At 45.5% G+C, this 24,806-nt stretch carries 20 protein-coding genes and 1 tRNA gene; 3 read left to right on the forward strand and 18 right to left on the reverse strand.

Going from position 1 to position 24,806, the window contains the following annotated elements; translation table 11 throughout:
* Positions 1–52: 52 nt before the first annotated feature.
* The 8 genes from HMPREF9007_RS10035 to HMPREF9007_RS10000 all read right to left on the reverse strand — a co-directional run bounded on the left by HMPREF9007_RS10035 (position 53) and on the right by HMPREF9007_RS10000 (position 13,296).
* On the reverse strand, positions 53–1,555 hold the full coding sequence (locus HMPREF9007_RS10035; protein WP_008762108.1) for an arylsulfatase: 1,503 nt from the start codon (positions 1,553–1,555) through the stop codon (positions 53–55).
* 13 nt (positions 1,556–1,568) lie between these two features.
* Positions 1,569–3,128, reverse strand: coding sequence for a beta-N-acetylhexosaminidase (locus HMPREF9007_RS10030; protein ID WP_008762109.1), 1,560 nt, complete (start codon positions 3,126–3,128; stop codon positions 1,569–1,571).
* 292 nt (positions 3,129–3,420) lie between these two features.
* Complete coding sequence (locus HMPREF9007_RS10025) at positions 3,421–5,277, reverse strand: RagB/SusD family nutrient uptake outer membrane protein (protein WP_008762110.1); 1,857 nt, start codon at positions 5,275–5,277, stop codon at positions 3,421–3,423.
* A gap of 13 nt (positions 5,278–5,290) precedes the next feature.
* Positions 5,291–8,743 (reverse strand): TonB-dependent receptor, encoded by a 3,453-nt coding sequence (locus HMPREF9007_RS10020; RefSeq protein ID WP_032850512.1) that lies wholly within the window; start codon positions 8,741–8,743, stop codon positions 5,291–5,293.
* A gap of 113 nt (positions 8,744–8,856) precedes the next feature.
* Entirely contained in the window at positions 8,857–9,864 is a 1,008-nt protein-coding gene (locus tag HMPREF9007_RS10015; protein WP_008762112.1) for a FecR family protein, read from the reverse strand.
* 78 nt (positions 9,865–9,942) lie between these two features.
* Positions 9,943–10,506 (reverse strand): RNA polymerase sigma-70 factor, encoded by a 564-nt coding sequence (locus HMPREF9007_RS10010; protein WP_008762113.1) that lies wholly within the window; start codon positions 10,504–10,506, stop codon positions 9,943–9,945.
* A 152-nt stretch (positions 10,507–10,658) separates the two neighbouring features.
* Positions 10,659–11,855 carry an endonuclease/exonuclease/phosphatase family protein gene (locus tag HMPREF9007_RS10005; protein ID WP_032850513.1) on the reverse strand — a complete coding sequence of 399 codons (1,197 nt, stop codon included), beginning with the start codon at positions 11,853–11,855 and terminating at the stop codon, positions 10,659–10,661.
* Positions 11,836–13,296 (reverse strand): aminoacyl-histidine dipeptidase, encoded by a 1,461-nt coding sequence (locus HMPREF9007_RS10000; RefSeq protein ID WP_008762115.1) that lies wholly within the window; start codon positions 13,294–13,296, stop codon positions 11,836–11,838. Before HMPREF9007_RS10000 ends, HMPREF9007_RS10005 begins: the two co-directional genes overlap by 20 nt.
* A 132-nt stretch (positions 13,297–13,428) precedes the next feature.
* Between HMPREF9007_RS10000 and HMPREF9007_RS09995 the strand changes: the two genes are divergently transcribed.
* Together HMPREF9007_RS09995 and HMPREF9007_RS09990 are read left to right on the forward strand one after the other, a co-directional pair.
* Entirely contained in the window at positions 13,429–13,662 is a 234-nt protein-coding gene (locus tag HMPREF9007_RS09995; RefSeq protein ID WP_008762116.1) for a hypothetical protein, read from the forward strand.
* A 26-nt stretch (positions 13,663–13,688) separates the two neighbouring features.
* Positions 13,689–14,291, forward strand: a complete 603-nt coding sequence (locus HMPREF9007_RS09990; protein WP_008762117.1) for an OmpH family outer membrane protein — start codon at positions 13,689–13,691, stop codon at positions 14,289–14,291.
* A 96-nt stretch (positions 14,292–14,387) separates the two neighbouring features.
* Here HMPREF9007_RS09990 and HMPREF9007_RS09985 read toward each other — a convergent pair whose 3' ends face one another.
* Both HMPREF9007_RS09985 and HMPREF9007_RS09980 read right to left on the reverse strand, forming a co-directional pair.
* A complete protein-coding gene (locus HMPREF9007_RS09985) occupies positions 14,388–14,729 on the reverse strand; it encodes a hypothetical protein (RefSeq protein WP_008762118.1) in 342 nt (113 codons plus the stop codon).
* On the reverse strand, positions 14,726–15,028 hold the full coding sequence (locus HMPREF9007_RS09980) for a septum formation initiator family protein (protein ID WP_008762119.1): 303 nt from the start codon (positions 15,026–15,028) through the stop codon (positions 14,726–14,728). Before HMPREF9007_RS09980 ends, HMPREF9007_RS09985 begins: the two co-directional genes overlap by 4 nt.
* 158 nt (positions 15,029–15,186) lie before the next feature.
* Here HMPREF9007_RS09980 and HMPREF9007_RS09975 point away from each other — a divergent pair, with 158 nt between their 5' ends.
* The gene (locus HMPREF9007_RS09975) at positions 15,187–17,046 is read left to right on the forward strand and encodes a DNA polymerase III subunit gamma/tau (RefSeq protein WP_008762120.1); all 1,860 of its coding nucleotides are present in this window, start codon (positions 15,187–15,189) and stop codon (positions 17,044–17,046) included.
* A 70-nt stretch (positions 17,047–17,116) separates the two neighbouring features.
* On the opposite strand, the gene HMPREF9007_RS09970 is transcribed toward HMPREF9007_RS09975, so the two are convergent.
* The 8 genes from HMPREF9007_RS09970 to ffh all read right to left on the reverse strand — a co-directional run bounded on the left by HMPREF9007_RS09970 (position 17,117) and on the right by ffh (position 24,771).
* A complete protein-coding gene (locus tag HMPREF9007_RS09970; RefSeq protein WP_008762121.1) occupies positions 17,117–17,353 on the reverse strand; it encodes a PspC domain-containing protein in 237 nt (78 codons plus the stop codon).
* Between the two features lie 72 nt (positions 17,354–17,425).
* Positions 17,426–17,502: transfer RNA gene (locus HMPREF9007_RS09965), tRNA-His, on the reverse strand.
* A 65-nt stretch (positions 17,503–17,567) separates the two neighbouring features.
* On the reverse strand, positions 17,568–18,704 hold the full coding sequence (locus HMPREF9007_RS09960) for a CapA family protein (protein WP_008762122.1): 1,137 nt from the start codon (positions 18,702–18,704) through the stop codon (positions 17,568–17,570).
* A gap of 154 nt (positions 18,705–18,858) precedes the next feature.
* The gene (folD, locus tag HMPREF9007_RS09955) at positions 18,859–19,740 is read right to left on the reverse strand and encodes a bifunctional methylenetetrahydrofolate dehydrogenase/methenyltetrahydrofolate cyclohydrolase FolD (RefSeq protein WP_008762123.1); all 882 of its coding nucleotides are present in this window, start codon (positions 19,738–19,740) and stop codon (positions 18,859–18,861) included.
* Between the two features lie 251 nt (positions 19,741–19,991).
* Positions 19,992–21,374 (reverse strand): cytochrome c peroxidase, encoded by a 1,383-nt coding sequence (locus HMPREF9007_RS09950; RefSeq protein WP_008762124.1) that lies wholly within the window; start codon positions 21,372–21,374, stop codon positions 19,992–19,994.
* Positions 21,375–21,394: 20 nt separating this feature from the next.
* Positions 21,395–22,180, reverse strand: coding sequence for a cytochrome c biogenesis protein CcsA (gene ccsA, locus HMPREF9007_RS09945; protein ID WP_008762125.1), 786 nt, complete (start codon positions 22,178–22,180; stop codon positions 21,395–21,397).
* Positions 22,164–23,042: a cytochrome c biogenesis protein ResB gene (locus HMPREF9007_RS09940; protein ID WP_008762126.1), complete on the reverse strand. Its 879-nt coding sequence runs from the start codon at positions 23,040–23,042 to the stop codon at positions 22,164–22,166. The genes ccsA and HMPREF9007_RS09940 overlap by 17 nt, the downstream gene beginning before the upstream one ends.
* 406 nt (positions 23,043–23,448) lie before the next feature.
* Positions 23,449–24,771 (reverse strand): signal recognition particle protein, encoded by a 1,323-nt coding sequence (ffh, locus tag HMPREF9007_RS09935; protein WP_008762127.1) that lies wholly within the window; start codon positions 24,769–24,771, stop codon positions 23,449–23,451.
* Positions 24,772–24,806: the final 35 nt, after the last annotated feature.

Raw genomic sequence — 24,806 nt, forward strand, 5'->3', positions numbered from 1 at the left:
GGATGTTACGGATGATGCTCTGGTATGTCCCGTTAGTTAGCAAGGAAGGTTGTTAAAAGTCCGGACCGTTTCTTGCTTCTTTCATCAATCGTTCGAAGCGTTTTACGATATCGGGATGTTGCGTAGCCACATCGTGTTCTTCTCTGATGTCCGTTTCCAGATTATAAAGCTGCATTTGCGTATTGCCTTTCCGGATGTCCGTGATGATTCCTTTCCATTTTCCCATGCGGATTGCTTTGTTGCCAATCCTTGGGTCAGGATATTCCCAATATAAATAAGTGTGTTCTTTTTGTTTCCCTTTTTTGCCGAGCAATGTGGGCAGAAAGCTGATTCCGTCCGTTGGCGGACAAGTGATGCCTGCCAGTTCTGCCAGCGTAGGCATTACGTCCTGAAAAGCGCAGATGTGGTCACTTTGCGTACCGGGTTTTATTTTGCCGGGCCATGTGATAATGGCGGGGACACGGATACCTCCTTCATGCAAGAAACATTTGCCCCATCCGTATGCTGAATTGAAAGGTCCCCCGCTGTTGAACCAGGGAGAATCGCTGCCTCCGTTGAACGTAGGACCATTATCTGAAGTAAACACAATCAAGGTATTTTCGTACAGATGTTCCGCTTTCAGTTTTTCGATCAGTTGGCCGATCTGCTCGTCGAAATAACTGATCATAGCCGCATAGGTAGCATGCGGATACCGGCAGGGCAGATATCCCGCTTGTCCGGTGTAAGGCTTTTCGTCCCCGAATTTCTCTACATAATGCTGTACCCAGCGTTCGGGTGCCTGAAGCGAGACGTGCGGCAGGGGAGTGGTCCACATCAGGAAAAACGGTTTGCGTTTATTGGCATCGACAAATCCCATCAGTTCATCAAAGATCAGATCGTTGGCATATTCCTTTTGCGTATATTTAGCGTAGCTGGCTGGATCGTTCGGATCGGCACCTTTATCCAGAGGGCTTCGGTGAGGGTCTGTCACTTTGTTGGACAGGTAGACACGTTCTTCGTCATTATACAGAAAAGGAGGATAGTATGTGTGCGACTGGCGCTGGCAATTGTATCCGTAGAACCGGTCGAACCCCTGTTTGTTGGGAGTTCCTTCGGAACCCGGATACCCCAGTCCCCACTTGCCGAAACATCCGGTGGTATATCCCGCTTGTTGCATCATTCGCCCGATAGTCATCGTGTTCGCCTGTAGGGGGAATTGCCCTTCCAGCTCTTTATGAACGTACACCGAGTCGTAGTTGTTTACTGCTCCGCGTTCGGCTAACTCATTGTTGAAGCGGATTTGCGCATGACCGGAGTGCATACCTGTCATCAGTACGCAGCGTGCCGGAGCTGATACGGGGGAACCGGAATAATGTTGTGTCAGTTTGATGCCTTCGCTGCATAAACGGTCGATATGGGGTGTTTCTATTTTGTCTTGTCCGAAGCAACCGATATCTCCATATCCCAGATCGTCCATTAAAATATAGATAACGTTGGGAGATGCGGGTTGGGTTTGTCCGTGCAGGTAACCGCTGCACAGGGCGGGTATTGCGATCAATAAATTTCTTTTGTTCATGATGTTCTTTTTTTTAATCCCATTTATAATCTTTCGTTACTTCTTCTTTCAGAGCCGGTCCGAATTCGAATCCAGCTTCTTCGAACCATGCTTTGCGGTGAAGGATGTTCCGGTAGAACCGGTCGAAGTCAAGCGCTTCCCCCTCGTGCCACATCTGTTCGGACAGAGCGAGGATGCGGGGGAAAAGTCGTCGGTCTATCATTCGTTCCGTGACTCCGTCGTCGGTCCATAATGCGCAGCTCATACCAAGTATCAGAGGATTTTTCTCGCTGATGGCTTTGTCGGAAGGGTTGTTCAGATAGACATCTTTCAAGTCGAACGTACGTGCTTCCGTATATCCTTTCCACGGGGTGACGGGGAAGTTCAGATACGTATAGTAGTTGGAACTGCAAATGACCGGATAATGGTGTTTGACGGCGTTTCTGAGCGCGAGGTCTTTGTGTCCCCGATAGTTCCACCACTGGATAACGGTATTGTCCGGCAACGGGTAGCCGTCATGATAGACTACGTCGCCCCAGAAGATGGCTTTCCGTCCTTTCGACTTCAGATAGTTTGCCATTTGCGCAGAGAACCATAGCTGGAGGTCGTGACTGTCTTTGAGTCCTTCTGTGGTAATCCTTTTCCGGCAATCCGGGCATTGATCCCAGTTGCCTTTCGGGGCTTCGTCTCCGCCCAGATGTATGTAGGGAGAAGGAAAGAGGGCGCATACTTCATCCAGTACGTTTTTCAGGAAACGGAGAGTTCCGTCTTTTCCTGCACAAAATATGTTCTGGGTAAATCCGCTTTGCGGTATCTCTACCGGCAATCCGAAACAACCGAGCTCCGGATAGGCAGAGAGAGCAGCTTCGGCATGGCCCGGCATATCTATTTCGGGGACGATGGTGATATTCCGTTGACGGGCATATTCGATGATATCCCGTATTTCTTCCTGTGTATAGAATCCCTGCTGTTCTTCTCCTTTGCCTACCGAACTGCCAGTCCGGGTGAGGTGCGGATATTGCTTGATTTCGATGCGCCATCCCAGTCCTTCTGTCAGATGCCAGTGGAAGTAGTTCATTTTGAGCAGTGAAGCCATGTCGATATACTTTCTGATGGTGGCAGTCTTTTGGAACTGACGTCCGGAGTCCAGTAAGAAGCAGCGCCATTGTGTGCGGGGATAGTCCGTCACGCTTGCGCAGGCAAAGGTGATAGATCCTGCTGAACCGGCTGCCCATTGGCGTAGCGTTTGTACGGCGTAGGTGAATCCTCCTTTGTCGGAGGCGCTGATTACCATCTGTCGCGGATGAATCTTGATCCGGTAGCCTTCGGGGGGCAGGGATGAGTCGGTTATCCAGCAAATATTGGCTTTGGATTCTTTCTTTTGCCATTTGACGGGAGTGTGGGAGAGTACCTCTTTCCGGAAAAGGTTCAGATAAAAAGCGGTAGTGTCTTCGGCGTACATAGAAACCTTTTTACCTAAAATCAGGTTGCCTGTCTGCATTTCTACTTGATTGGGGGTAGGAAATACGATTTGGGCGCGGGCGGCGACTGTGTACGATAGAAGGAAGAGAGTTGTAAAAATTAGGTGCTTCATGGGGTACAGTGTGTTTATTTAGATTTTGTAAGAGTCGGCAAAAGGATTACCCGTATTAGTCTGATGTCTCAAAAATACGAATAAATTTCAAGTACTCAATTATTCTTTTGAGTAAACTTACGAAATCAGTACAGTTAAAGAAGGAAGAGGCGGTGTCAAATATCAAGGTCATTCAGCTACGATAATGACGAAATGCTTGTCCTGTCATTGGGATGACTGTCAAGAAAAAACAATATTTACCACAGCCTCTTCCAGTTAGTTCCGGATTATCCGGTTGGTGATGGATTACCGGTTAATTTCCTTCCTCCCATCCCGGATTCTGTTCGAGTTGGGGATTCAGTACCCGTTCGTTGCGTGGAATAGGGTTGAGGTAATAGTAATCCGGCCATAGATGATTCTGTTTCGGATGGAATTCGAGATATCCTTCGGAGCCGCCGCCGTCGATAGTCACGTTGGTTCCTGCCGTGAAGTCGGATGTACGTACGTATTGTCCGAGTTTCTTCTTCAGTGCATAGTGACATTTCTTCCATCTTCTCAGGTCGTCGAAACGGAATCCTTCGGAGAACAGTTCGATGCGTCGTTCCCGTCGTATTTCCCATAATAGCGGACTCACTTCGTAGTCGTTGGGATAATCCGGGTTTCCGAGATCACGTTTCGGGTCGAAGGCTGAGTTAATTTCCGAGACTTTCATGAGTTTTACATTGGCACGCGGACGCAGTTTGTTGATTGTGGCGTCGGCAACTGTCTGGTCGAACTCGCCGAGTTCGCACATGGCTTCCGCATAGTTCAGCATGACTTCTTCGATGCGGAAGATAGGCATATCTGTCTCTTCATTTCGTTGGCTGCCCATGCTCAGATAGCAGCAATAGTATTTCCAGTTGTTATATCCGAAGGCAGACTTGTACCACGGCTGGTTCTCCAGATAGAAGTCAAAGTGAGGCGATGCACCCAAAATACCACCGTCATATCCTTGACGGAATGGCAATAACTTCTGTCGTTCCTTGCTGGTACCGTACCCGATTCCCATGCGGACGGTGAGGCTGTCGATAAAACTGCGGTCTTTGGAGTTATCCGTAAATTTCCATTTATTGTCCCAGGCTGTGCTGGAAGCCGAACGGTCTACCCGGTAAGGAGGAGTGACGTGCAGCCACAAACGATGGTCACGGTTGCTGAACTCGTCGTATATATCCTTGTCACCCAGATAGGCGTCACTCGTCCAGCGTGGCTTTCCGTCCGTGCACAGGTAACTGTCCACTAAGTCGCGGGTCGGATTGTAAAAGGAGGTGGCGGTCGTTCCCCCGATGCTGACAGCGTGCACTACACCGACAGCATCCGAATATTCTCTGTACAGAATGACGCCGGTAACATCTTTCAGTTCCAGTGAACAGAACAGATCGTCGTAGCAGTCCGCCACGTTCGGATAAGTCTGCATCAGTTCAGCGGATACCCGTTTGCATTCCCGCAGATAAGTTTCGGCGTTGTTGAGTCCGTGATATTTGCGCCAGGTACCTTCGAAAAGGCAGAAGCGGGAGAGTAAAGCCTGTACACAAGCCTTGTTGATGGTGTTTCTGCCTTCTCCGTTCACGTTGATATTCTTTTCGGCAAATTGCAGGTCTTCCAGAATGTGACCGGCTATTTCATCTCTGGAGGCACGAGGGCCTTTGATCAGTTCTGTTTCGTCGTCGCTCAGCACATGATCAATCCAGGGTACGCCACCGTAAGCCGACAGGAGAGACAGGTAGCGGTAACTACGGAAAAAGTAACCGACGGAACGCCAGTTCGCCTTTTCTACATCCGTCATTTTCGAACCGTCAATGCGGTCGAGCATCAGGTTGACCCTTCGGATATAGCTGTAATAGTTCCAGGAAGTATTGTCTTTCTTGTCGGGGATGGTCACCAGTTTTCTGATCCAGTTGCTTTCGCTGGTTCCTCTTGTCTGGTTGTACGAGATATCGTCCGTAGAATTTTCCGAGCCATAGCCCAATGAAGGCAGGGTTTCATACAATCCCCAGGCGTATGCCTTGAAATTGTCGTATGTTTCAAAAGCCGTTTCGGCAGTCGGGTCTCCCAAAGGATACCTTTCCAGAAAATCGTTATTGAGACAGCTTGCTAACAAAACTGTACATATAAAGATTAAATATTTTCTCATAATACATTAGTTATTAGAATGTAACATTGATACCGAAAGAGAATTTTCTCATGAACGGATATTCCCAGGCACCTTTTGACAGCATATCGGTTTCCAGTCCTTCCGGCAGGTGATCCCACGTGTAGAGGTTCTCTCCGCTGAAGAATACTTTCACATCGTCGAAGTAGAGACGCTGGGACCATACTTTGGGCAAGGTATAGGAAAGCGTGATGTTTTGCAGTTTCAGGTAAGAGGCGTTGGCGAGATACTTCGACTGTTTCCAGTGGTTGTAGCTTGTGTTTACCCCGTCGTTGGAATACACACGCGGATAATAGGCATTGGTGTTAGTCGGAGTCCAGAAGTCGAGAGTTTCTTTGAACAGGCTTCCCCAGCCTCCGGTAGGCCATGCGATCTGGTCGGTGCGCCAATAATCCCGTTTGCCTACGCCTCGGAGGAAAATAGAGAGGTCGAGTCCTTTCCAGCTGATTCCTGCGGTGATGCCGTAGTGGAAACGCGGAGTCGAGTTACCGATGATACGCTGGTCGCCGGGATTGTCGGCGGTTCCTTCGCCGCTCCAGATGGTTTCGGTATCGTCATCGAAGTTCTTATACAGCACGTCTCCCGGAAAAACTTTTCCTGCTCCTTTCGGAATGGGGATTCCCGGTTTTAGTGTACCGTCTGCGTTGAAGTCGTCTTCCGTGTAGAAGCGGTCGGTGACATATCCCCAGATTTCTCCCATTTTCATGCCTTTGCGGTAAATCTTGTCGCCTAGCAGGTTGGTCTCATTATTGTATTTCGTGATTTCACTTTGTGAGTCGTACAGGTTGAATCCGATCCGGTAGCTCCAGTCCTTGTTGATGCGGTCTCTCCAGTTCAGTTCCAGTTCCCAGCCGTACGTCTTCAGGTCAGCGGCGTTCTGTTTGGCGGCGGTGGCTCCCACTACCCACGGTAGGTCCATACCGGGTGCCAGCATCCCTTTGGTGTCGCGGCGATACCAGTCGAAAGTACCGTTAAAGCGGTTGTCGAAGAATCCGAAATCGACTCCGAAGTCCAGTGTATATACCTTTTCCCACGAGAAACTGCTGCTGACCATTGCCGGTGCATTCAGTGTAGTCGTCTTTTGTCCGTCCATCAGCCATTCCGTCAGGTAAGGTGACATAGAAGGGATGTAGGGATAGTTTTCCGGAGTGTTGTCCGGCTTCAGTATGATCTGGTTGCCGATAGAGCCCCATGAGGCACGTAGTTTCAAGTTAGACAGGAAGCTTTTGGTATTCTTCATGAATGCTTCTTCCGAAATGCGCCATCCGGCGGAGAAGGAAGGGAAGAAACCGAAACGGCTGTCTTTCGGGAAACGGGATGTACCGTCGTAGCGTCCGTTGGCTTCGAACATGTATTTACCGTCGTAAGTGTAATTGACACGGTAGAACAAACCTCTGATAGCATATTCATCGAAACTGTCGGTGACGGATGCCGTTCCGGTAGAACCGGAGAGCGACGGCAGATTTTCCAGTAATACGTCCGTGCGCTGCGACCATTGCGATTCCTTATGACTCTCTTCCTGATTGTAACCACCCATAATAGAGATATCATGTTTACCTATTGAAAAGTCGTAATTGGCGAATGCGTTAATAGCGTTGTAATTGGTGAAACCTTGCGTCAGGGCATAACGTGAGTTCTCTACATTGTTCAGCAGCCCTGTAAAGTTGAATCCTATATACTTGTATTTGTTGACGTACATCCGGTTGTACTCGGTGATCCGGTTGTAGGTATATTCACCTGTTATTTTCAGTCCTTTCAGCGGAGAGATGATGACACGTCCCAAAGTACGCAGGTTGGTCTTCTTGATCACCCTCGGTTCTCCGTAGCGTACGAAAGTAGCGGACGTTTCGGCAGGATATTCGATGCCGTCTTGTTCGTACGGCAGGATGTTGTGGTAGGACGGCAAGTACATGGCACTTCCCCAGACACCGTTTCGTCCGCCTTGCTCCACTTTGTTCTGGGTGGAGTTCGCGTATCTGATATCCAGTTGGGTGGTCAGCCACTTGTTTACGTCGACACTCAGGAAGCTGGACATATTGATACGGTCAAATTTGTCTTTGTCCGTTACCAGAATGCCGTCCTCACCGGTATATCCCAGGCTTAGTCGGTAGCTGGTACGCTGGCTGCCTCCCGATACGGAGAAGCTGTGGTTCTGCATGAATCCGAAGTTATCCATCATATCGGCGAACATATCATTCTCCCGCATAAGGAACAGGTTGCCCTGATCGTCGAAAATATATCCGTTCGGATAATTGGAAGGATTCGCCTGATAGTCTCGTATGTAGCCTTCCCATTGGGTGATGTTTTTTCCGTCTACATAGGTATCGTTTGCCCATCCCATTTCCTTGTACGCCAGTACCGATTCCAGCGGACTTGCTTTCTGCGGAAGCTCTGATGCTTTCGAGAAAGAGAAGTTGTTGTTGTAATTGAATCTGGGAGCCATGTCCTTTTTACCTTGCTTCGTTGTAATCAGAATCACACCAAAAGCTGCGCGGGCACCGTAGATAGCTGCGGAAGCGGCATCTTTCAAAATAGAGACAGATTCAATATCCTGCGGGTCAATCATATTGATATCCATCGGTACGTTGTTTACCAATACGAGAGGCTCACCACCGTTGATGGAGGTTGTTCCACGGATATTGTACGTCATGTCGTCTCCCGGAGTTCCCGTTGTCGATTCAATTTTTAGTCCCGGCACGACTCCTTGCAGGGCAGCCGAAACGTTGGTAATCGGGCGGTCGCCCAACGACTCTTTGATATTTACAGAGGCTACAGCGCCGGTCATATTCACTTTTTTTTGTGTTCCGAATCCGATGACTACCACTTCATCCATAGTCTGGGTATCTTCCTGTAGCTGTATGTTGAAAAGTGTCTTGTTTTTGACTGTTACTTCTTGTGTGACGTAACCGATATAAGTAACCCGTAACTTACTGTTGGCAGGTACTTCCAGTGAGAATTCCCCATTCATGTCGGTAATGGTCGCCTGTTTGCTGCCGTCGACCAGAACGTTTGCTCCAATCAGAGGTTCACCTTGCGCATCTGTTACGGTTCCCCGTATTTTTATGGACTGCTGGGTAGAAGTAGTGTTGTTGGGGGCTGCTTCTGCCTTTGCCGGGACAGGAATGATAATAATATGCTTACCTTCCTGTCTGTAAGTGAATCCTGTTCCTTTGAGTACGGAGTTCAGAACGGAAGAGACTGCTTCTCTGACAAAATTGGCGCTGACCTTTTGTTTCACGTCCAGTTTCGTCTGATTATAAGCGATACTAAAATCGGTCTGATCTTCAATGATTTCGAATACTTTTAATAGAGGTTGGTTTTTCATAGATACCGTTATTGGCTGATTTTGCCCATAGGCTATGTTATAAAAACATAAAGCGAATAACAATATATAAAATTTATGAATTTTTACGGGATAACCTATGCCCGACAATTTATAAAATTTCATACTTTTGTGAGTTAATCATTAATACTAATTTAAGTGTACACAACTAATTTAAATGAAGTAATTTTGATTTGGGGGAGTTGGTATCCGCGAAATATCGACTCCCTTTTTTCTGTCTATCGGCCTCCTTTCTTATTTAGGGGTGAATAAATTAAGAGAATGTTCTCGTCTTCGACTTTATAGTCTATGTTTCCTATGGTTTTGGTCACGATATTCATGATCTCCTTGATAGGAGCTTTTTGTTTGAACTTGATGGTATATACATCGGTGGTAGCCAGATGCGGAGGGACGATGATGTGTATGTCGTATATTCTCTCTATCGTAATGAAAATATCACTGAGAGTCATTGCCGCAAAGTTCAGCTCGCCTCTGGTCCAGCCGGAGTAGACAGAGGCGTCGATAATCTTTTTATTAAATTCTCCGGACGGGTTGTCATATTCCAGTTGCTCGTTCGGTGTAAGGGTGATGATATCTTCATTGTTTGCTTTCTGAACGACTACGGAACCCGATTCCAAAGTAGTGGTTGTCTTCTCGTCTTCTGCATAAGCGTGTACGTTGAATTTAGTTCCCAATACTTTTACTTTCAGATGGTTGGTCTTGACGATAAATGGATGTTGCTTGTCTTTCTTTACGTCAAAATTAGCTTCTCCTATCAGATATACCGAACGGATATCCCCGGTGAACTTTTGCGGATATACCAGTAAAGTTCCTGAGTTGAGGTATGCTGTGGTGCCATCGGGCAAGGTAACCTGTTTTTGTTCGCCTCTGGGCACATAGTACTCGACAAGTTCTGTATGCTCTTCATTCGATTGTATATATAGGTAGGATGCTATCATAGAGAGCAGGGGAACCAGTAATACAGCCGCCACCTGCAGCCATTTGCGCAAGGTATACCTTGCAGTTGCCTTCCGCTGTCGGGGCGCAATTTTCCTGCGGAAGTTCTGATAGGAACGTTCAGTACTTGCATCGGCTTTGAAATTCTGGTCTTCCCATAATTCCATCAATGCTTCATCTTTTTCCGCCTGTTCACTGGAGTCGACAAGCCATTTCCATAACTTCTCTTTAAGTTCCGGACTGAACTTATCGGAAGTAAAGTTTTTAATTATTTTATGAGCGTTCGACATATTAGCGCATTTTAGGTGTGGTTACATATATAAGATACGTAACAGATTAATAACGCACAGCCTCTATTCTACTTTTTTTTAGAAAAATAGAATAAAGGTTATGAATAATGCTTTTCGGATGTCGGTAAGTGCTTGTGAAAGGTGGTTCTCTACTGTTCGTTTGTTGATGCCTAGTTCGCGGGCTATTTCTTCGTTGTTCATTCCTGATTCCCGGCTCATCTTATATATTTTCTGTCGTTGCGGAGGCATTTTTTCTACAACCATTGTCACCAATAGTTCGAGTTCTTTGAGATGGATGGTGTCATCTGTTTCGTTGCTTTCCTGTGGCGGGCTATACTTTTCAGTTTCTTTCTGCTGATAGTTCCTGAACAGTAGTGCGCGTTCGATGTGCCGATACACCGCATTTTTGGAAATGCGGAAAAGATAAGGTTTAAGGTTATTGATGGTATGGAGAGATGAGCGGTTGTTCCATAACGTAAGAAAGATGTCCTGCGATAAATCTTCGGCCTCTTCTTGCGATTGCAGTAGTCCGTTGATAAACCCTTTGATGCGGGGATAGTAGTATAGGAAGAAAGTTTTAAAGGCTTTCTCATCTCCTTCGCTAATAGCCTTCAGAAGTTGTTTTTCGTCAAAGGTTTCCATTGGGGGTATTTTTTGTAAATGCTGTAAACCCTGCAAAAATAAGTAAATTTTGTATCGAACCCCGTTTATTAACATAAAAAACTCTTTTTTTTCTTTCCGGCTATGTCCGGCGGAGTGGTTGACAGTGGATTTATATCCTCCTTGTATTTCGGCTAGTATAAAATGAGTTCAAAATCTGCGTAAACAGGAAGATGGTCACTGATTCCTCCCTGATATTTCATTCCTTTATAGGTACGGAAAGGTTCATCATCACCGTATTTCTTGTCTTCTGTCAATAGAAAGGGGAGGCGGGCAACAGTTGCTTTGTCTTCACCGGTGAAGAATTTAGAGGAAGTATCGAGTAAATTGCCGGATACGATCAAATGGTCGAGCAATCCCCATTTTCCGTGGTATTTATAGGAGCCAAAATGGCGGGATGTTGCTTTTCGGGCAAGCAGATGGTAGAGTTTCCGGGGATTGGGGAAGGTGACTGACTGTTGGGGATCAGTAGCTTCTAATATTTCTTTGATGGATTTATTGGTTGGGTAGTCATTAAAATCTCCCATGATGACCAGTTGTGGATGAAGGCGGATATTCAGCAGACTGTCGGCTTCTGTGCGTAGTATTCGGGCAGCGTGTAGCCGGTAAGGTTCGGATTCCTTGGCTCCACCGGACCGGGAAGGCAGATGGCAGACGATTACATCAAGTGTATCTCCGGTTAATAATAGTCCGCTGACGTGCAGTAAATCTCTTGTGGGGCGATGATGCTTGAATGAGGGGATGGGGATAGACCGAAAAGATAATAATTTGAATAGGTCACGTTGATATAATAAAGCAACATCAATCCCTCTCAGATCGGGAGAACTTGTCATAACATACCGGTAACTCAGTTCCTTTAAAGGAGAACGTCGTGTGAGATCACGTAGTACACTGTCGTTTTCTACTTCACAAAGACCTACAAGGGCGGGTGGATTCCATTCACCGACGGCAGTGATGACACGGGCCATATCAGCCAGTTTCTTCTTGTACTTGGTGTAGTTCCAGTGACGGATAGCGTCGGGGAGAAATTCATTATCGTTCTTTAGTGTGTCGTGGTGAGTGTCAAAGAGGTTTTCTACATTCCAGCTCATGACACGAAAGGGAATTCGTTCTTCGGCGGAAGACTTCTTCTGGGAAACAGATTGTTTATTGCTGAACGATTCTTTTTCGGTAAGGGAAGTTTGCTTTGCAAAAGAAGTTTGCCCTATGATATAAGAGGGCACGAAAAAGAGCATTATAATAAAGATGACGGTCATAGCAAATCTTTTTCTGCTATCACCATCATCTTTTCTATGATGTCTTACCTGACTGTTATTTCTTGGCAGGAACATGTGCCAGAATATCCAACAGGTGCTTCCAGAACTTCTCAACGGAAGGGATGTGCATCCGTTCGTCGGGAGAGTGTACTCCGGTGAGAGTAGGTCCGAAAGAGATCATATCTAAAGTCGGATACTTGTCGAGGAACAGACCGCATTCCAGTCCTGCGTGAATTGCTTTCACTTTCGCCTCTACACCGAAAAGTCGTTTGTAAGATTCTGCTGCCACTTCGAGGATAGCTGAATGAGGATTCGGCTTCCATCCCGGATAACCTTCACCGAAGGTCACATCAGCGCCTGCCAGCTGGAAGACGGCACGCACCGTATTCGCCATGTCATTGCGTGCAGATAAGATAGAGCTGCGTTGGCTGGTTTCGATGCGGATAATATGATTCGGTTTCATTTTGACAGAAGCAAGGTTGGTTGAAGTCTCTACCAGTCCGGGGATATCCTGACTCATGGCATATACACCGTGAGGAGCAGCATACAATGCTTTCAGCAAGCGGGTAGTAGTATCCTGGTCGATAGCCATTTTGCGGGGAGTTTCCGATTCAAGAACCAGTTTCAGGTCCGGTTCGGTGACGGCCAGTTCGTTTTCTACTTCACTGGTGAAGATATTCAGTTCCGTGCGGACGTCATGTTTGGCATCTTCGGGAACTGCACAGATGGCGTATGCTTCGCGGGGGATGGCATTGCGCAGGTTACCTCCGTTGATTTCGCAGAGATACAGGTCCTGTCGGTTAGCCATTCGGGACAGGAATCGGTTCAGTATCTTGTTTGCATTGCCCCGTCCCAAGTGAATATCACCACCGGAGTGACCGCCTTTCAGTCCTTTTACTTCTACTTTAAAGAAAAAGTATCCTGCGGGGACTTCTACTTCTTTATAACTAAACTCTGCAACGGAGTCGATACCTCCGGCACATCCGATAAAGATTTCTCCTTCATCTTCGGAGTCGAGGTTCAGCAGAATATCACCGCTCATGAAACCTTCTTTCAGCTCGAAAGCTCCGGTCAGACCGGTTTCTTCATCTACGGTAAACAGGCATTCCAGCGGGCCGTGCTCGATGCTGTCATCCGCCAGAATAGCCAGTTCGGTAGCTACACCGATACCGTTATCAGCTCCGAGGGTAGTTCCTTTGGCTTTCAGCCATTCTTCGTCTATTTCTGTTTCGATAGGGTCGGTAAGGAAGTCGTGCTGTACATCATTGTTCTTTTCGCACACCATGTCGATGTGCGATTGCAATATGACAGTCTGAAGGTTTTCTTTGCCCGGAGTGGCGGGCTTTTTGATCAGTACGTTTCCTGCTTCATCTACATTGGTCTCCAGGTTATGTTTTACTCCGAATGCCTTTAGGTAGGCAATTATTTTCTCTTCCTTCTTGGAAGGACGCGGCACTTGGCAGATTTCCTCAAAATACTTGAATACGCCAGCCGGCTTAAGGTCTTTTTTTTCCATGCTTTTTTCTTTTATAATAGGAATAGGAGGTTCATTTTGGTTCCTCTTATTGCTAAATATGGTTAATTTGCTTGACTTATCTGAACTCATTTCTCATTAAAGCCTATCTTTGCACTCACAAAATTAATAGAAATGGTTGAGACTATACTGATAACTTTGTTAATAGTTGCTATTTCCCTGCTATTATTGGGGGTAAAAGTATTCTTTACGAAGGGGGGAAAGTTCCCGAATGGTCATGTGAGCGGTAATAAAGAGTTGCGTAAGAAAGGAATCGGTTGTGCGCAGTCGCAGGATCGTGAAGCACAAAAGAAATCACGTTTTTCTATTGATGAGTTGGAAAAAGCCTTGAACGATAGTATGAACTAATTAATTAAAAACAATATTTTAGAGTTATGAATAGAATAAACTACCTCATGAACGGTTTAGCTGCACTTGCGTTTATCGTTTTATTCTCACAATGCGCCGGCAAAGCTGATAATCAAGTTGCAACTACTCCGGCTTCGGCTAATGCAGAATTGTCTGGAATGAAAATAGCTTATGTTGAAATAGATACCTTGTTGGCTAAATACAATTTCTGTATTGACTTGAATGAGGCTATGGTAAAGAAGAGCGAAAATGTTCGCATGACGCTGAACCAGAAGATGACAGCTTTGAACAAAGAAAAACAGGAATTCCAAAAGAAATATGAAAGCAATGCTTTCCTGTCACCGGAAAGAGCTCAGCAGGAATACAATCGTTTGGCTAAAATGGAACAGGATTTGCAGGAATTGAGCAACAAACTTCAAAATGGTCTGATGGAAGACAATAATGCTAACAGTTTGCTTTTCCGTGATTCTATCAACGCTTTCCTGAAAGAATATAATAAGACTCGTGGATATAGCCTGATCTTCAGCAACACAGGTTTCGATAATCTGCTTTATGCTGATAGTGCATATAATATCACAAAAGAAATTGTAGATGGATTGAATGCCAGATATTCATCTGCTAAGAAATAAAAAACGTCTTTTTTAGGCCCTTGGGTTTCCTAAGGGCATTCATGATTTTAATAAATTGATGCCTGTTCAAGACTGAGAAGCTTTGAACAGGTTTTTTTATTTCTCTTCTTTTGCTTCTTCCTGTGGAATGCGGAAAGCGGTGTAAAGTTCAAGTACGGCAGCGATAGTCAGACAGGCAATCCATTCATTTCCATGGGTGGTAAACATGAAAGCTCCCGTCAGTATCAGCGCAAGTGCTCCGAATATCTGCTGGATGCGCAGACGCTTTAATATTTTGCTTTTTCCTTTAACCGGTGTGTTTACTTGTGCCAGAGCAATGAATCCGGCTCCGATGGTATAAATATAAGGAGCATAGTTCCATCCGGTGATATATACAGCAGCCCCTGTGAGAGCCATGATTGCGCCTACGGCGAAAAGTGCGGGTACTAATTGTTTCATTTATTATCTTCAAAAACGTAAATATCTTCGTTGGGCTTCTTCATCAGATACTTTTCACGTGCCACCTGTTCGATAGCATCCGGATTGCTGTTCAACTCGTTGAGACGTTTGGTGTTCTCTTCGTAGTCCGCTCGGTATTTTTCTATCTCTTCTTTCAGCTGGCTGATTTCGCGTTCGTATCCCAGACGGCGGAACAGGCTGTTCTCGTCCAGAAAACCAATGATAACAGCAAATGCAACGACGGTGATAAGATACTTACGTCGGCATATGAAACTCCAGATAGTGATCAGTTTATCCATAACTTCTCTTTTTTATATCCGCAAAGATAAAACTAATAACTTAAAAACTTACCGCTTTAGGTTCAAAACTTCTTTCTCTATCCTTTATTACTTATCACTTTTTTGTGTACATTTGCACTGAAAGCGAAAAATCAAAAAAAACAGAGAGAATCCCGGATATGGAGAACTATATTGTATCAGCTCGTAAGTACCGTCCGTCCACATTCGAATCGGTGGTGGGACAACGAGCGCTGACTACTACATTAAAGAATGCAATCGCTACCCAGAAATTGGCTCATGCTTATTTGTTTTGCGGACCGCGCGGGGTGGGAAAGACTACTTGTGCACGTATCTTCGCCAAAACCATCAACTGTATGACGCCTACTGCCGATGGTGAAGCCTGTAACGAATGCGAATCGTGTGTGGCTTTCAACGAACAGCGGTCGTATAATATCCATGAACTTGATGCCGCTTCCAACAATTCGGTGGATGATATCCGTCAATTGGTGGAACAGGTGCGCATCCCGCCACAGATCGGTAAATATAAGGTATATATTATCGATGAGGTGCACATGCTCTCGGCTTCCGCTTTCAACGCATTCCTGAAAACATTGGAAGAACCTCCCCGCCACGCTATCTTTATTCTGGCTACGACGGAGAAGCATAAGATTCTTCCGACTATCCTTTCCCGTTGCCAGATTTATGATTTTAACCGGATCAGTGTCGAAGATACGGTGAATCATTTGTCGTACGTTGCTGCAAAAGAAAATATTACGGCAGAACCCGAAGCGCTGAATGTTATTGCAATGAAAGCGGATGGAGGTATGCGTGACGCATTGTCTATCTTCGATCAGGTAGTGAGTTTTACGGGAGGGAATATTACTTATAAGAGTGTTATTGAGAACTTGAACGTTCTCGATTACGAATATTATTTCCGTCTGACGGATTGTTTTCTAGAAAACAGGGTAAGTGATGCCTTGTTGCTTTTCAATGATGTGCTGAATAAGGGATTTGACGGTAGTCACTTCATCACCGGATTATCTTCTCATTGCCGGGATTTGCTGGTCAGTAAGGATGCAGCTACCTTGCCATTACTGGAAGTAGGGGCGAGCATACGTCAGCGTTATCAGGAACAGGCGCAGAAATGCCCGTTGCAGTTTCTTTACCGTGCGATGAAGCTTTGCAATGATTGTGATTTGAATTACCGTGCCAGCAAGAACAAGCGCTTACTGGTGGAACTGACCTTGATACAGGTTGCCCAGCTTACCACCGAGGGGGATGACGTAAGTGGTGGGCGTGGCCCTAAGCAGACCATAAAACCCGTATTCACCCAACCTGCCGCAGCTCAGCAGCCGCAGGTCGCTTCTGCACCGTCTGCTCAACAGACTACTGTTCATACTGCTCCGTCTCCGGCTATTGCGCCGTCTGCCGCTAATACTGCTGTGCGTCAACCGCAGGTATCTGTTGCTTCGGGGGCTGCTGCTCCGGCAAATACTGCTTCCGCGCCGTCACAGAGTGTTGGAATCTCTTCGATTTCCAAAGAGGAACGGAAGATTCCTGTGATGAAGATGTCTAGTTTGGGAGTATCTATCAAAAATCCGCAACGTGATCAGGCTGCTCAGAATACAGCCAAAACCAATGTTGCTCAGGTGCAAACACAGCCGGAAGAAGACTTTATTTTCAATGACAGAGATTTGAATTATTACTGGCAGGAATATGCGGGACAGTTACCCAAAGAACAGGTGGCCATTGCAAAGCGTATGCAAGTGATACGTCCGGTATTGTTGAATAATTCGACTACTTTTGAAGTAGTGGTCGATAATGAGATTGCTGCTAAAGATTTTACAGCTTTGATTCCGGAATTACAGACTTATCTTCGTGGAAGATTGAAGAACAGCAAAGTGGCGATGACAGTGCGGGTAAGTGAACCTGCAGAAACTGTTCGGGCGGTTGGTCGTGTCGAGAAGTTCCAGATGATGGCACAGAAGAATCAGGCGCTGATGCAACTGAAAGATGAGTTCGGACTCGAATTATATTAATGTACTGATTTCTATAAGATTTCCATCCGGATCTTTAAAGTAAATGCTCCGGATGGCTATGAAAGCAATACTAATGCAAACGTTGATTCATTCTGTCACCGTATCCGTCGCTATACCTTTCTTCCGGCATAATGATCCATAGAATAAGATAAATAATAATTCCTGCAAAAGCAGTGAAGATGGTGGCTAGTGCATAGACTATTCTTACTAAAGTAGGGTCCCATCCGAAGTATTCGGCTAAACCTCCGCATACTCCGGCTATCATTCGTTCCTTTCTGGAACGAGTCAGTTTTTTGTTGTTTTCCATAAAGCGATTGTATTAATAAAAAATAAGTCCTGTAAATCTTTCGCTTTACAGGACTTGTCTTTTAAAATTTCTTGGGGTGGAAGACCGGACTCGAACCGGCGACATTCAGAACCACAATCTGACGCTCTAACCAACTGAACTACATCCACCATGTCTGCGTTTCTCTAACGCGGTGCAAAGATAGATATTATCTTTAAATCTCCAAAAGATTCTGCTACTTTTTTTTATAAAAAAGATATTCTTTTATTCCCCGATTATGCTTGCTGAAGAGGGATCGCGCATCATTTGCAAAGATTCTCAGAGAGTTACGTGCATTTACGGAAATGGAGTCAGTGGGGAAATTAATTGGTAGTAATTGATGATTCTTTTTTCCTGATTGAGCGGGACGGGCTGTCCATACCAGGCTATATTCGCAATGGTTGAGTCGGGTGGTACTATCTTTTACTAATTTCATTTTTACCATCAGGCCGCCATCCGTGCGACGGGCGGACATATTGGAAATATAATTCCCCAGTGAATATACTACCAGATGCTTCCCGTTTGTCAGACTGTCTTCGCGAACTTCGATAGGCTGCACAACATGAGGATGACAACCGATTATGTGATTTACTCCTTTTCGAAGCAGCCAATCGGTCAGAAACTTCTGTTCTTTGTCAGGGAGTGACTGGTATTCGATTCCCCAATGCATACAAGCAATAATTGCATCGGGATTCATTGTTTTACTTGCTTCGATATCTTTGGATATAATGGTCGTATCAGTATAATTGACGATGTTGGGCGGAGTGACAGGGATTCCGTTTGTTCCGTATGTATAGTTGAGTATGGCAATGCGGAAGCCTTTTTTTTCTAATAAAAGAGGGTATTTATTTTCACGCTCTTCAGCGTTGAGGTACGTTCCGGCGTGTGGAATTTTTAAGGAGTCTATTAATTGTATAGTGCGTTCCAAGCCTTTTCTGCCACGGTCGAGACTATGGTTATTGGCGGTTATCAGTACATTGAATCCGGCATTATGGATAGCGGTCAGATATTCATCGGGAGCGCTGAAAGCGGGATAGCCTTTGTACGGTTTTCCTCCGAGAGTAACTTCCAGATTAGCTATGGCAAAGTCAGCACTTTGAATTTCGTCTTTGACATATTCAAAATAGCTGGAATAATCGTAGCCTCCTGTCGCAGTACGTGCAGCGTTAATTTGTCCTTGATGCTGCATAAGGTCCCCTGCAAAAAGAAGCGAAAGGGTGTCTGTTTGCAGGCTGTCAGTTGTCAGTATCTGTGTGGTAGTATCATTTTCTTGCGCTTTGCTGATACAAGAGAATTGTGTAACCAGAAGAAGGGATACTAATAGTTCTTTCATACGTTCAAGAGGATTATAATGTCTTTTCGAGAATGATTGTTACTTAGGCAGGAAACGGACATAATAAGAGAGGGAGAGTCGTAATTGTTTTCATAACTGTCAGATTAAGGGAAGGAAAAGGACAGTGAAACACATTTCACTGTCCTTCAATATTCTACTTGTAAATAGCTTTTTTACCGGCTAAAAGTGTATTTTTCATTAATGATACAATCGTCATCGGACCCACGCCGCCCGGTACGGGAGTGATGAATGAGCACTTAGGCGCTACCTCATCAAACTTCACATCGCCTGTCAGCTTGAAGCCGGATTTTTTGCTGGCATCCGGCACACGGGTAGTACCTACGTCGATTAGCACTGCACCTTCTTTGACCATTTCTTCTTTCACAAAGTTGGGTTGTCCCAAAGCAGCGATAATAATATCTGCTTCCTGACATTCTTTTACCAGGTCTTTGCTGCGGCTATGGCATACAGTGACGGTTGCATCCCCCGGATACGCTTTCTGCATCATCAGGGCAGCCATCGGTTTGCCTACAATATTGCTGCGACCGAGTACTACGCATTTCTTTCCCGACGTCTCTATCTCATAACGTTTCAGCAGTTCGAGAATACCGTTCGGGGTGGCAGATACATAGCAGGGAAGTCCGATAGACATACGCCCCACATTGATAGGGTGGAATCCGTCTACATCTTTACGATAGTCGATCGTTTCGATAACTTTCTGTTCGGAGATATGTTTCGGTAACGGGAGCTGTACGATAAATCCGTCTACATCGTCGTCATTATTCAGTTCGCATACTTTGGCGAGTAGTTCTTCTTCGGTCACGTCACTTTCGTAACGGATGAGGGAAGATTTGAATCCACATACTTCGCAGGCTTTTACTTTGGCGGCTACATACGTTTCGCTGCCACCATCATGTCCTACAAGGATTGCTGCCAGATGCGGGCGTTTGCCGCCACGAGCAACAATTTCGGCTACTTCGGCTGCAATCTCTTGTTTCACTTGTTCGGAAATGGCTTTTCCGTCTATCAGAGTCATATTTTCAGAGTATTTATTGGTGATGGACAAAAGTAAAATAAATAACTGAACTCTCCAAAAGGAATGGACTTTTTGTGGAGAGGGGACAGCGGAACATATTGGAATGCGAGTAGGAAAGAAGGCAAAAAGAACAAGGGAAAGCTCTGATTTTCAGGTAAGAAAAACAGAGCCTCTGTTTAGGTGAAACGGAGGCTCTGTTTACATCAATCAGAGGCTCTGTTCGGGTGAAATGGAGCCTCTGTTTGGTCTTGTCAGATCATGTTCTTATTTGTCAGCAATTTGCCTTTATACTCTCCGGTCAATGTACGGAGGAAGGCGACAATCTTATCTACTTCCGGTTGTGGCAGTTCGATGCCTAACTGATATTTGGCCATGGCGCGAACCGCATCATCCATAGTAGCCATGCTGCCGTCGTGGAAATAAGGAGCGGTCAGTTCAATATTTCTCAATCCCGGCACTTTGAAGCGGTGACGGTCACGCTCTGCTTTTGTCTGCTTGAATCGTCCGTTGTCTTCTTCAGTCATTTCTGCCTGACGGTCTGCGAAATAATCATGCTGTACACCGATCAGTTCATAAGATTGTCCTCCGAGGATTTCTCCCACATGACAAGTCGCACAGTCATATTTCTTGAAAAGGTCGTATCCGGCGATTTCATCTGCGGTGATGGCATCTTTCTGTCCTTTCAGATAACGGTCGAAACGTGAATTAGGAGTCAGCAATGTCTTTTCGAACTCCTGAATAGCATTTGTGATATTCTTTTCGTTCAATCCGTCGGGATATACTTCGTTGAATGCCACTACGAAATTCTTGTCTTCTGCCAGTTTGCTGATGATCTGATCGAATGACTCGCAAGCCATTTCTACCGGATTCAATGGAGGGCCGGCAGCTTGTTCTGCCAGAGTTCCGGCACGTCCGTCCCAGAATTGAACAAAGTTATAGGCAGCATTGTATACGGTCGGGGCATTGACGCCGCCCAACTGACCGCCTACTCCTTCAGAATACTGCTTGTTGTCAACGCCACCGGTATCCAGACCATGACAGCTGGCACATGAAACGGTGTTGTCTGCCGATAAGCGGGTGTCGTGATACAACAGATTTCCTAAGACCACTTTGCGTACATCGACTGAGATCGAGTCGGCAATAGGACGAATCGGTTCGTTAATGAAATCAGGTGCTACTGCCACATCGGTATACAGTCCCATGCGGTGATGTTTTACCCAGCTCAGTGCTACCTCTTTCTTTGCATCATTGAAAGAAGCTCCCCAATGTACAAGGTAATACTTTGCCTGCGGCATCTTTCCGTCGAGGATTACTTTTTCTACTTTAGCCAGATCAACCGGATTGAGAGGGCGTCCTTCCTTCATGTCTTTCTCCATCTGAGTCATGTCGAAAGCGCGATAGGCTTTGCTCACGTCTTCCATTACAATTTTTCCGGCTACAGGCATATTTGCATAGAACGGTAGTTCCGGCGTCGAGGTATGGCATCTCAGGCATCCTGCATCCGTAATAATCTGTTGCATCTGCACGTTTGCTTCCAAATCGGCAGAAGGCACCCGATGCATCAGTCGGTAAATGACTGCCAATGCCGCCACGACTACCAATAATGCTACGATTAGTTTTGTACTTCTCTTCATTTCACATTTGTTTTTTGAGGTTAGTTATTACGATTATATAAATGTACGCTTTGTTGGGCCGCCGGCAGGTAATTGACTCCATACCAGCACATTTGTAAAGCAAGGAAGGAGACTATGAGCAGGGCATAGAGTGTTTTCCGTCCGGTTCTTCTGAACAGGCGGAGGTGGATGTAGAGCAAATATCCCATCCAGGTGATGGCTGCCCAAGTTTCTTTGGGGTCCCAGCTCCAGTAGTTTCCCCAAGCCTCCTTTGCCCAGAGAGAACCTAGCAGCATACCGATGGAAAGAAAAGCGACGCCTGCGTAGACCAGATTGTCTGCTGTATGCAGGTATTCTTCTTTATGACGGAACAATCCGGTCAGGGCGATGATGAAAGCACATCCCAGAACGGAATAAGAGAACATATATACGGTTACATGCGGGATGAACCATACACTTTGCAGCGCCGGCATCAATGACTGATCGTGTATCTCGGGCTTCATCAAATTAATGATCACAAAAACTGTAGAAAGTAACGTCGAGAAAGAGAGAATCCAGCGATACTTCCATCTGATATAGGTTAGCAATCCTGCTATTCCCATAAAGAATGAATACCACAATCGGGTTTCTCCCATAGTGCGTAATGGAGGGCGCTGGAGGAATATCCATAATCCGGCAATAAATATTCCCAATATAATAATGCCGCCGGAAGTAAAAACGATTGCCACCTTACTCTTCGATGATGAACGAAGGGCAAATACAGCTCCTGCCAACCATAAGCAGATGGATACTGCTGCAAATACATAGAAGTTATCCCAGTTTATCATACGCTTTAGCTCCGTTTATAAATAAAAGAACTGCTCCTGCAAGCATCATCAGAATACCCGTTACCATCACATATTTCCAGGGCTGTTTTACGACCTGTAGAATGCAGTAGTTGCTTTCGTTGCCTTTTGTTATGTCGTATCCGGTGAGGTAGACGTCTTCCCCCAGTCGGTAGGAATAGGGATGGTTTACTTCCAGCAGAACGTTCTCATTCCCCAAACGTACATTGGCGGAAAAGCGGGAAGGACGTCCGTTCGGGTAATATTCTACAGCGAACGAATTGAGTTCCATATCATAATCTAAATAGTAAGATGTGCCATTCATGTCGAATGCCTCATGCGTTGGTTCACCTTTATATAAAGGTACGCGTAGTGTCCGTGTGTCACTGCTACCTAGAAATCCGGCAAACAGAGCCAGCCATAAACCTGCATGATTCAGAATAAAGCGCCAGCGTGCTTGTTTGCGATGCCGACAGGCGTGGATGGTGATCATTGCCAGATTGCTTAATAATAATAAGAGTATAGAAATGAATATCCATGAAGTCATGAAATTGTAACATCCCAATGAGGCTGATATTCCATTGCGCATTTTGGCTTCCGGTTCAGATAGCTGGGGGAAAAGTCCTATGATCAGGCAACCACCGATAAACAGACTGATAGATAAAACGCTGGCTTTGGATGAACCGAGAAAACGGGTGATTCTTAGATTATTATATTCTTTATATAGTATCCATAACAGGAAAAGCCAGATCGCTGCAAAGATGATATTCAGCGGAAAGGCGAGAAAAGAAACAGGAAAGTTTCCTGTGAACAGCTGCATGGCTGCTGCTAATAAAATGTAACCTGCTACATATACATAGTACATATTCGTGCTTCTGTTTTGTTATCTTTTGCAAAGTAAAGAAATAAAAATGAATATTCATATAAAACCTTTATAAAATTGTAATCATTACAAGTGAATAGTGATATTAATATGGTTTTAGGATAATCTTTCAGTGTAGTTGTTGGCGAAAGGAGCGGGGATATGGAAGCTAAAGCTGCGCTTTTCACTCCCTAAAGCATAGCTTTATACCTTGTAAAACGCAGTGTTTTATATTGGGTTTATCATGGCGGGAGTAATCACTACAAGAGTCTGTGGAAAGTGAAAACTTGAAAAGTTGAAGTTGCCAGGTAAAAGGCTGATTGGTATAGGAAAGTGAAATCTGTAATACCAAAAATAAAAGAGGAAGCCTAAGCCTCCTCCTTCTATCTGAAACAGAATAAAATTCTTTTTATTTTTTCATTTTCGGCATCATCTTTCCCATTTTGCTGCTGGTTACCATCTTCATCATTTTGCGAGTCTGGTCGAACTGTTTCAGCAAACGGTTTACTTCCTGAATCGTTGTTCCGCTACCTTTAGCGATACGTGTACGGCGTGAGCCGTTCAATATTTCCGGATTAGAACGTTCTGCCGGAGTCATGGAATAGATGATCGCTTCGATACTTTTGAAAGCATTGTCGTCGATATCGATATCTTTGATAGCTTTGCCTACGCCCGGGATCATGGATGCAAGTTCTTTCAGATTACCCATCTTCTTGATCTGGGCAATCTGGCTGAGGAAGTCGTTGAAGTCGAACTGATTCTTGGCAATCTTCTTTTGCAGACGTTTGGCCTCTTCTTCGTCATACTGTTCCTGAGCACGTTCTACCAGCGAAACGATGTCACCCATACCGAGGATACGGTCTGCCATACGTGCCGGGTGGAACTGGTCGATAGCATCCAGCTTTTCACCTGTACCCACAAACTTAATCGGTTTGTTGACTACCGAACGGATAGAAAGAGCCGCACCACCACGGGTGTCACCATCCAATTTGGTCAGTACCACACCGTTGAAGTCCAGACGTACGTTAAATTCTTTGGCTGTATTGACGGCATCCTGTCCTGTCATGGAGTCTACCACGAACAGAATTTCGTCCGGATTGATCGCTTCTTTGATAGCGGTGATCTCGTTCATCATCTGTTCGTCTACGGCCAGACGTCCGGCTGTATCGACGATTACGAGGTCATATCCTTTGGCTTTGGCTTCCTGAATGGCGTGTTGTGCAATCTCTACCGGATTTTTGCTGTCCAGTTCTGAGTACATCGGCACTTCAATTTGTTCTGCCAGTACACGCAACTGTTCGATAGCTGCCGGACGGTAAACGTCACAGGCTACCAATAATGGTTTGCGATTCTTCTTCGTTTTCAGCATGCGTGCCAACTTACCGGAGAAAGTAGTCTTACCCGAACCTTGCAGACCTGACATCAGGATTACTGCCGGACGGGATTCGAGGTTGATTTCTACCGTCTCGCCACCCATCAACTGGGTTAGTTCGTCGTGCACAATCTTCACCATCAACTGGCTTGGCTTCACAGCCGTAAGTACATTCTGACCGATGGCTTTTTCCTTCACCGTGTCAGTGAAAGTTTTTGCAACCTTGTAGTTAACGTCGGCATCAAGCAATGCCTTACGTACATCTTTCAGCGTCTCCGCCACGTTAATTTCGGTGATTTTGCCTTCACCTTTCAGAATCTTGAATGACCGTTCTAGTCTTTCACTTAAATTATCGAACATAGTTGTTTAATTACGAATTAATTATTTGAGCCTGC

The organism is Bacteroides sp. 1_1_14 (genome assembly GCF_000162515.1).
GTDB classification, from domain to species: domain Bacteria; phylum Bacteroidota; class Bacteroidia; order Bacteroidales; family Bacteroidaceae; genus Bacteroides; species Bacteroides thetaiotaomicron.

Excerpts from the sequence above, each read along its gene's own strand:
- HMPREF9007_RS10010 (WP_008762113.1), bottom strand. The coding sequence starts at position 10,506 with ATGGAAACCTTTGACGAAAAACAACTTCTGAAGGCTATTAGCGAAGGA.
- HMPREF9007_RS09995 (WP_008762116.1), top strand. The coding sequence starts at position 13,429 with ATGGTTGAGACTATACTGATAACTTTGTTAATAGTTGCTATTTCCCTG.
- HMPREF9007_RS10000 (WP_008762115.1), bottom strand. The coding sequence starts at position 13,296 with ATGGAAAAAAAAGACCTTAAGCCGGCTGGCGTATTCAAGTATTTTGAG.
- HMPREF9007_RS10025 (WP_008762110.1), bottom strand. The coding sequence starts at position 5,277 with ATGAGAAAATATTTAATCTTTATATGTACAGTTTTGTTAGCAAGCTGT.
- HMPREF9007_RS10030 (WP_008762109.1), bottom strand. The coding sequence starts at position 3,128 with ATGAAGCACCTAATTTTTACAACTCTCTTCCTTCTATCGTACACAGTC.
- folD (WP_008762123.1), bottom strand. The coding sequence starts at position 19,740 with ATGACTCTGATAGACGGAAAAGCCATTTCCGAACAAGTGAAACAAGAG.
- HMPREF9007_RS09980 (WP_008762119.1), bottom strand. The coding sequence starts at position 15,028 with ATGGATAAACTGATCACTATCTGGAGTTTCATATGCCGACGTAAGTAT.
- HMPREF9007_RS09940 (WP_008762126.1), bottom strand. The coding sequence starts at position 23,042 with ATGTACTATGTATATGTAGCAGGTTACATTTTATTAGCAGCAGCCATG.
- ffh (WP_008762127.1), bottom strand. The coding sequence starts at position 24,771 with ATGTTCGATAATTTAAGTGAAAGACTAGAACGGTCATTCAAGATTCTG.
- HMPREF9007_RS09970 (WP_008762121.1), bottom strand. The coding sequence starts at position 17,353 with ATGGAAAACAACAAAAAACTGACTCGTTCCAGAAAGGAACGAATGATA.
- HMPREF9007_RS10005 (WP_032850513.1), bottom strand. The coding sequence starts at position 11,855 with ATGTTCCTGCCAAGAAATAACAGTCAGGTAAGACATCATAGAAAAGAT.
- HMPREF9007_RS09990 (WP_008762117.1), top strand. The coding sequence starts at position 13,689 with ATGAATAGAATAAACTACCTCATGAACGGTTTAGCTGCACTTGCGTTT.
- HMPREF9007_RS09960 (WP_008762122.1), bottom strand. The coding sequence starts at position 18,704 with ATGAAAGAACTATTAGTATCCCTTCTTCTGGTTACACAATTCTCTTGT.
- HMPREF9007_RS10020 (WP_032850512.1), bottom strand. The coding sequence starts at position 8,743 with ATGAAATTTTATAAATTGTCGGGCATAGGTTATCCCGTAAAAATTCAT.
- ccsA (WP_008762125.1), bottom strand. The coding sequence starts at position 22,180 with ATGATAAACTGGGATAACTTCTATGTATTTGCAGCAGTATCCATCTGC.
- HMPREF9007_RS09985 (WP_008762118.1), bottom strand. The coding sequence starts at position 14,729 with ATGAAACAATTAGTACCCGCACTTTTCGCCGTAGGCGCAATCATGGCT.
- HMPREF9007_RS09950 (WP_008762124.1), bottom strand. The coding sequence starts at position 21,374 with ATGAAGAGAAGTACAAAACTAATCGTAGCATTATTGGTAGTCGTGGCG.
- HMPREF9007_RS10035 (WP_008762108.1), bottom strand. The coding sequence starts at position 1,555 with ATGAACAAAAGAAATTTATTGATCGCAATACCCGCCCTGTGCAGCGGT.
- HMPREF9007_RS09975 (WP_008762120.1), top strand. The coding sequence starts at position 15,187 with ATGGAGAACTATATTGTATCAGCTCGTAAGTACCGTCCGTCCACATTC.
- HMPREF9007_RS10015 (WP_008762112.1), bottom strand. The coding sequence starts at position 9,864 with ATGTCGAACGCTCATAAAATAATTAAAAACTTTACTTCCGATAAGTTC.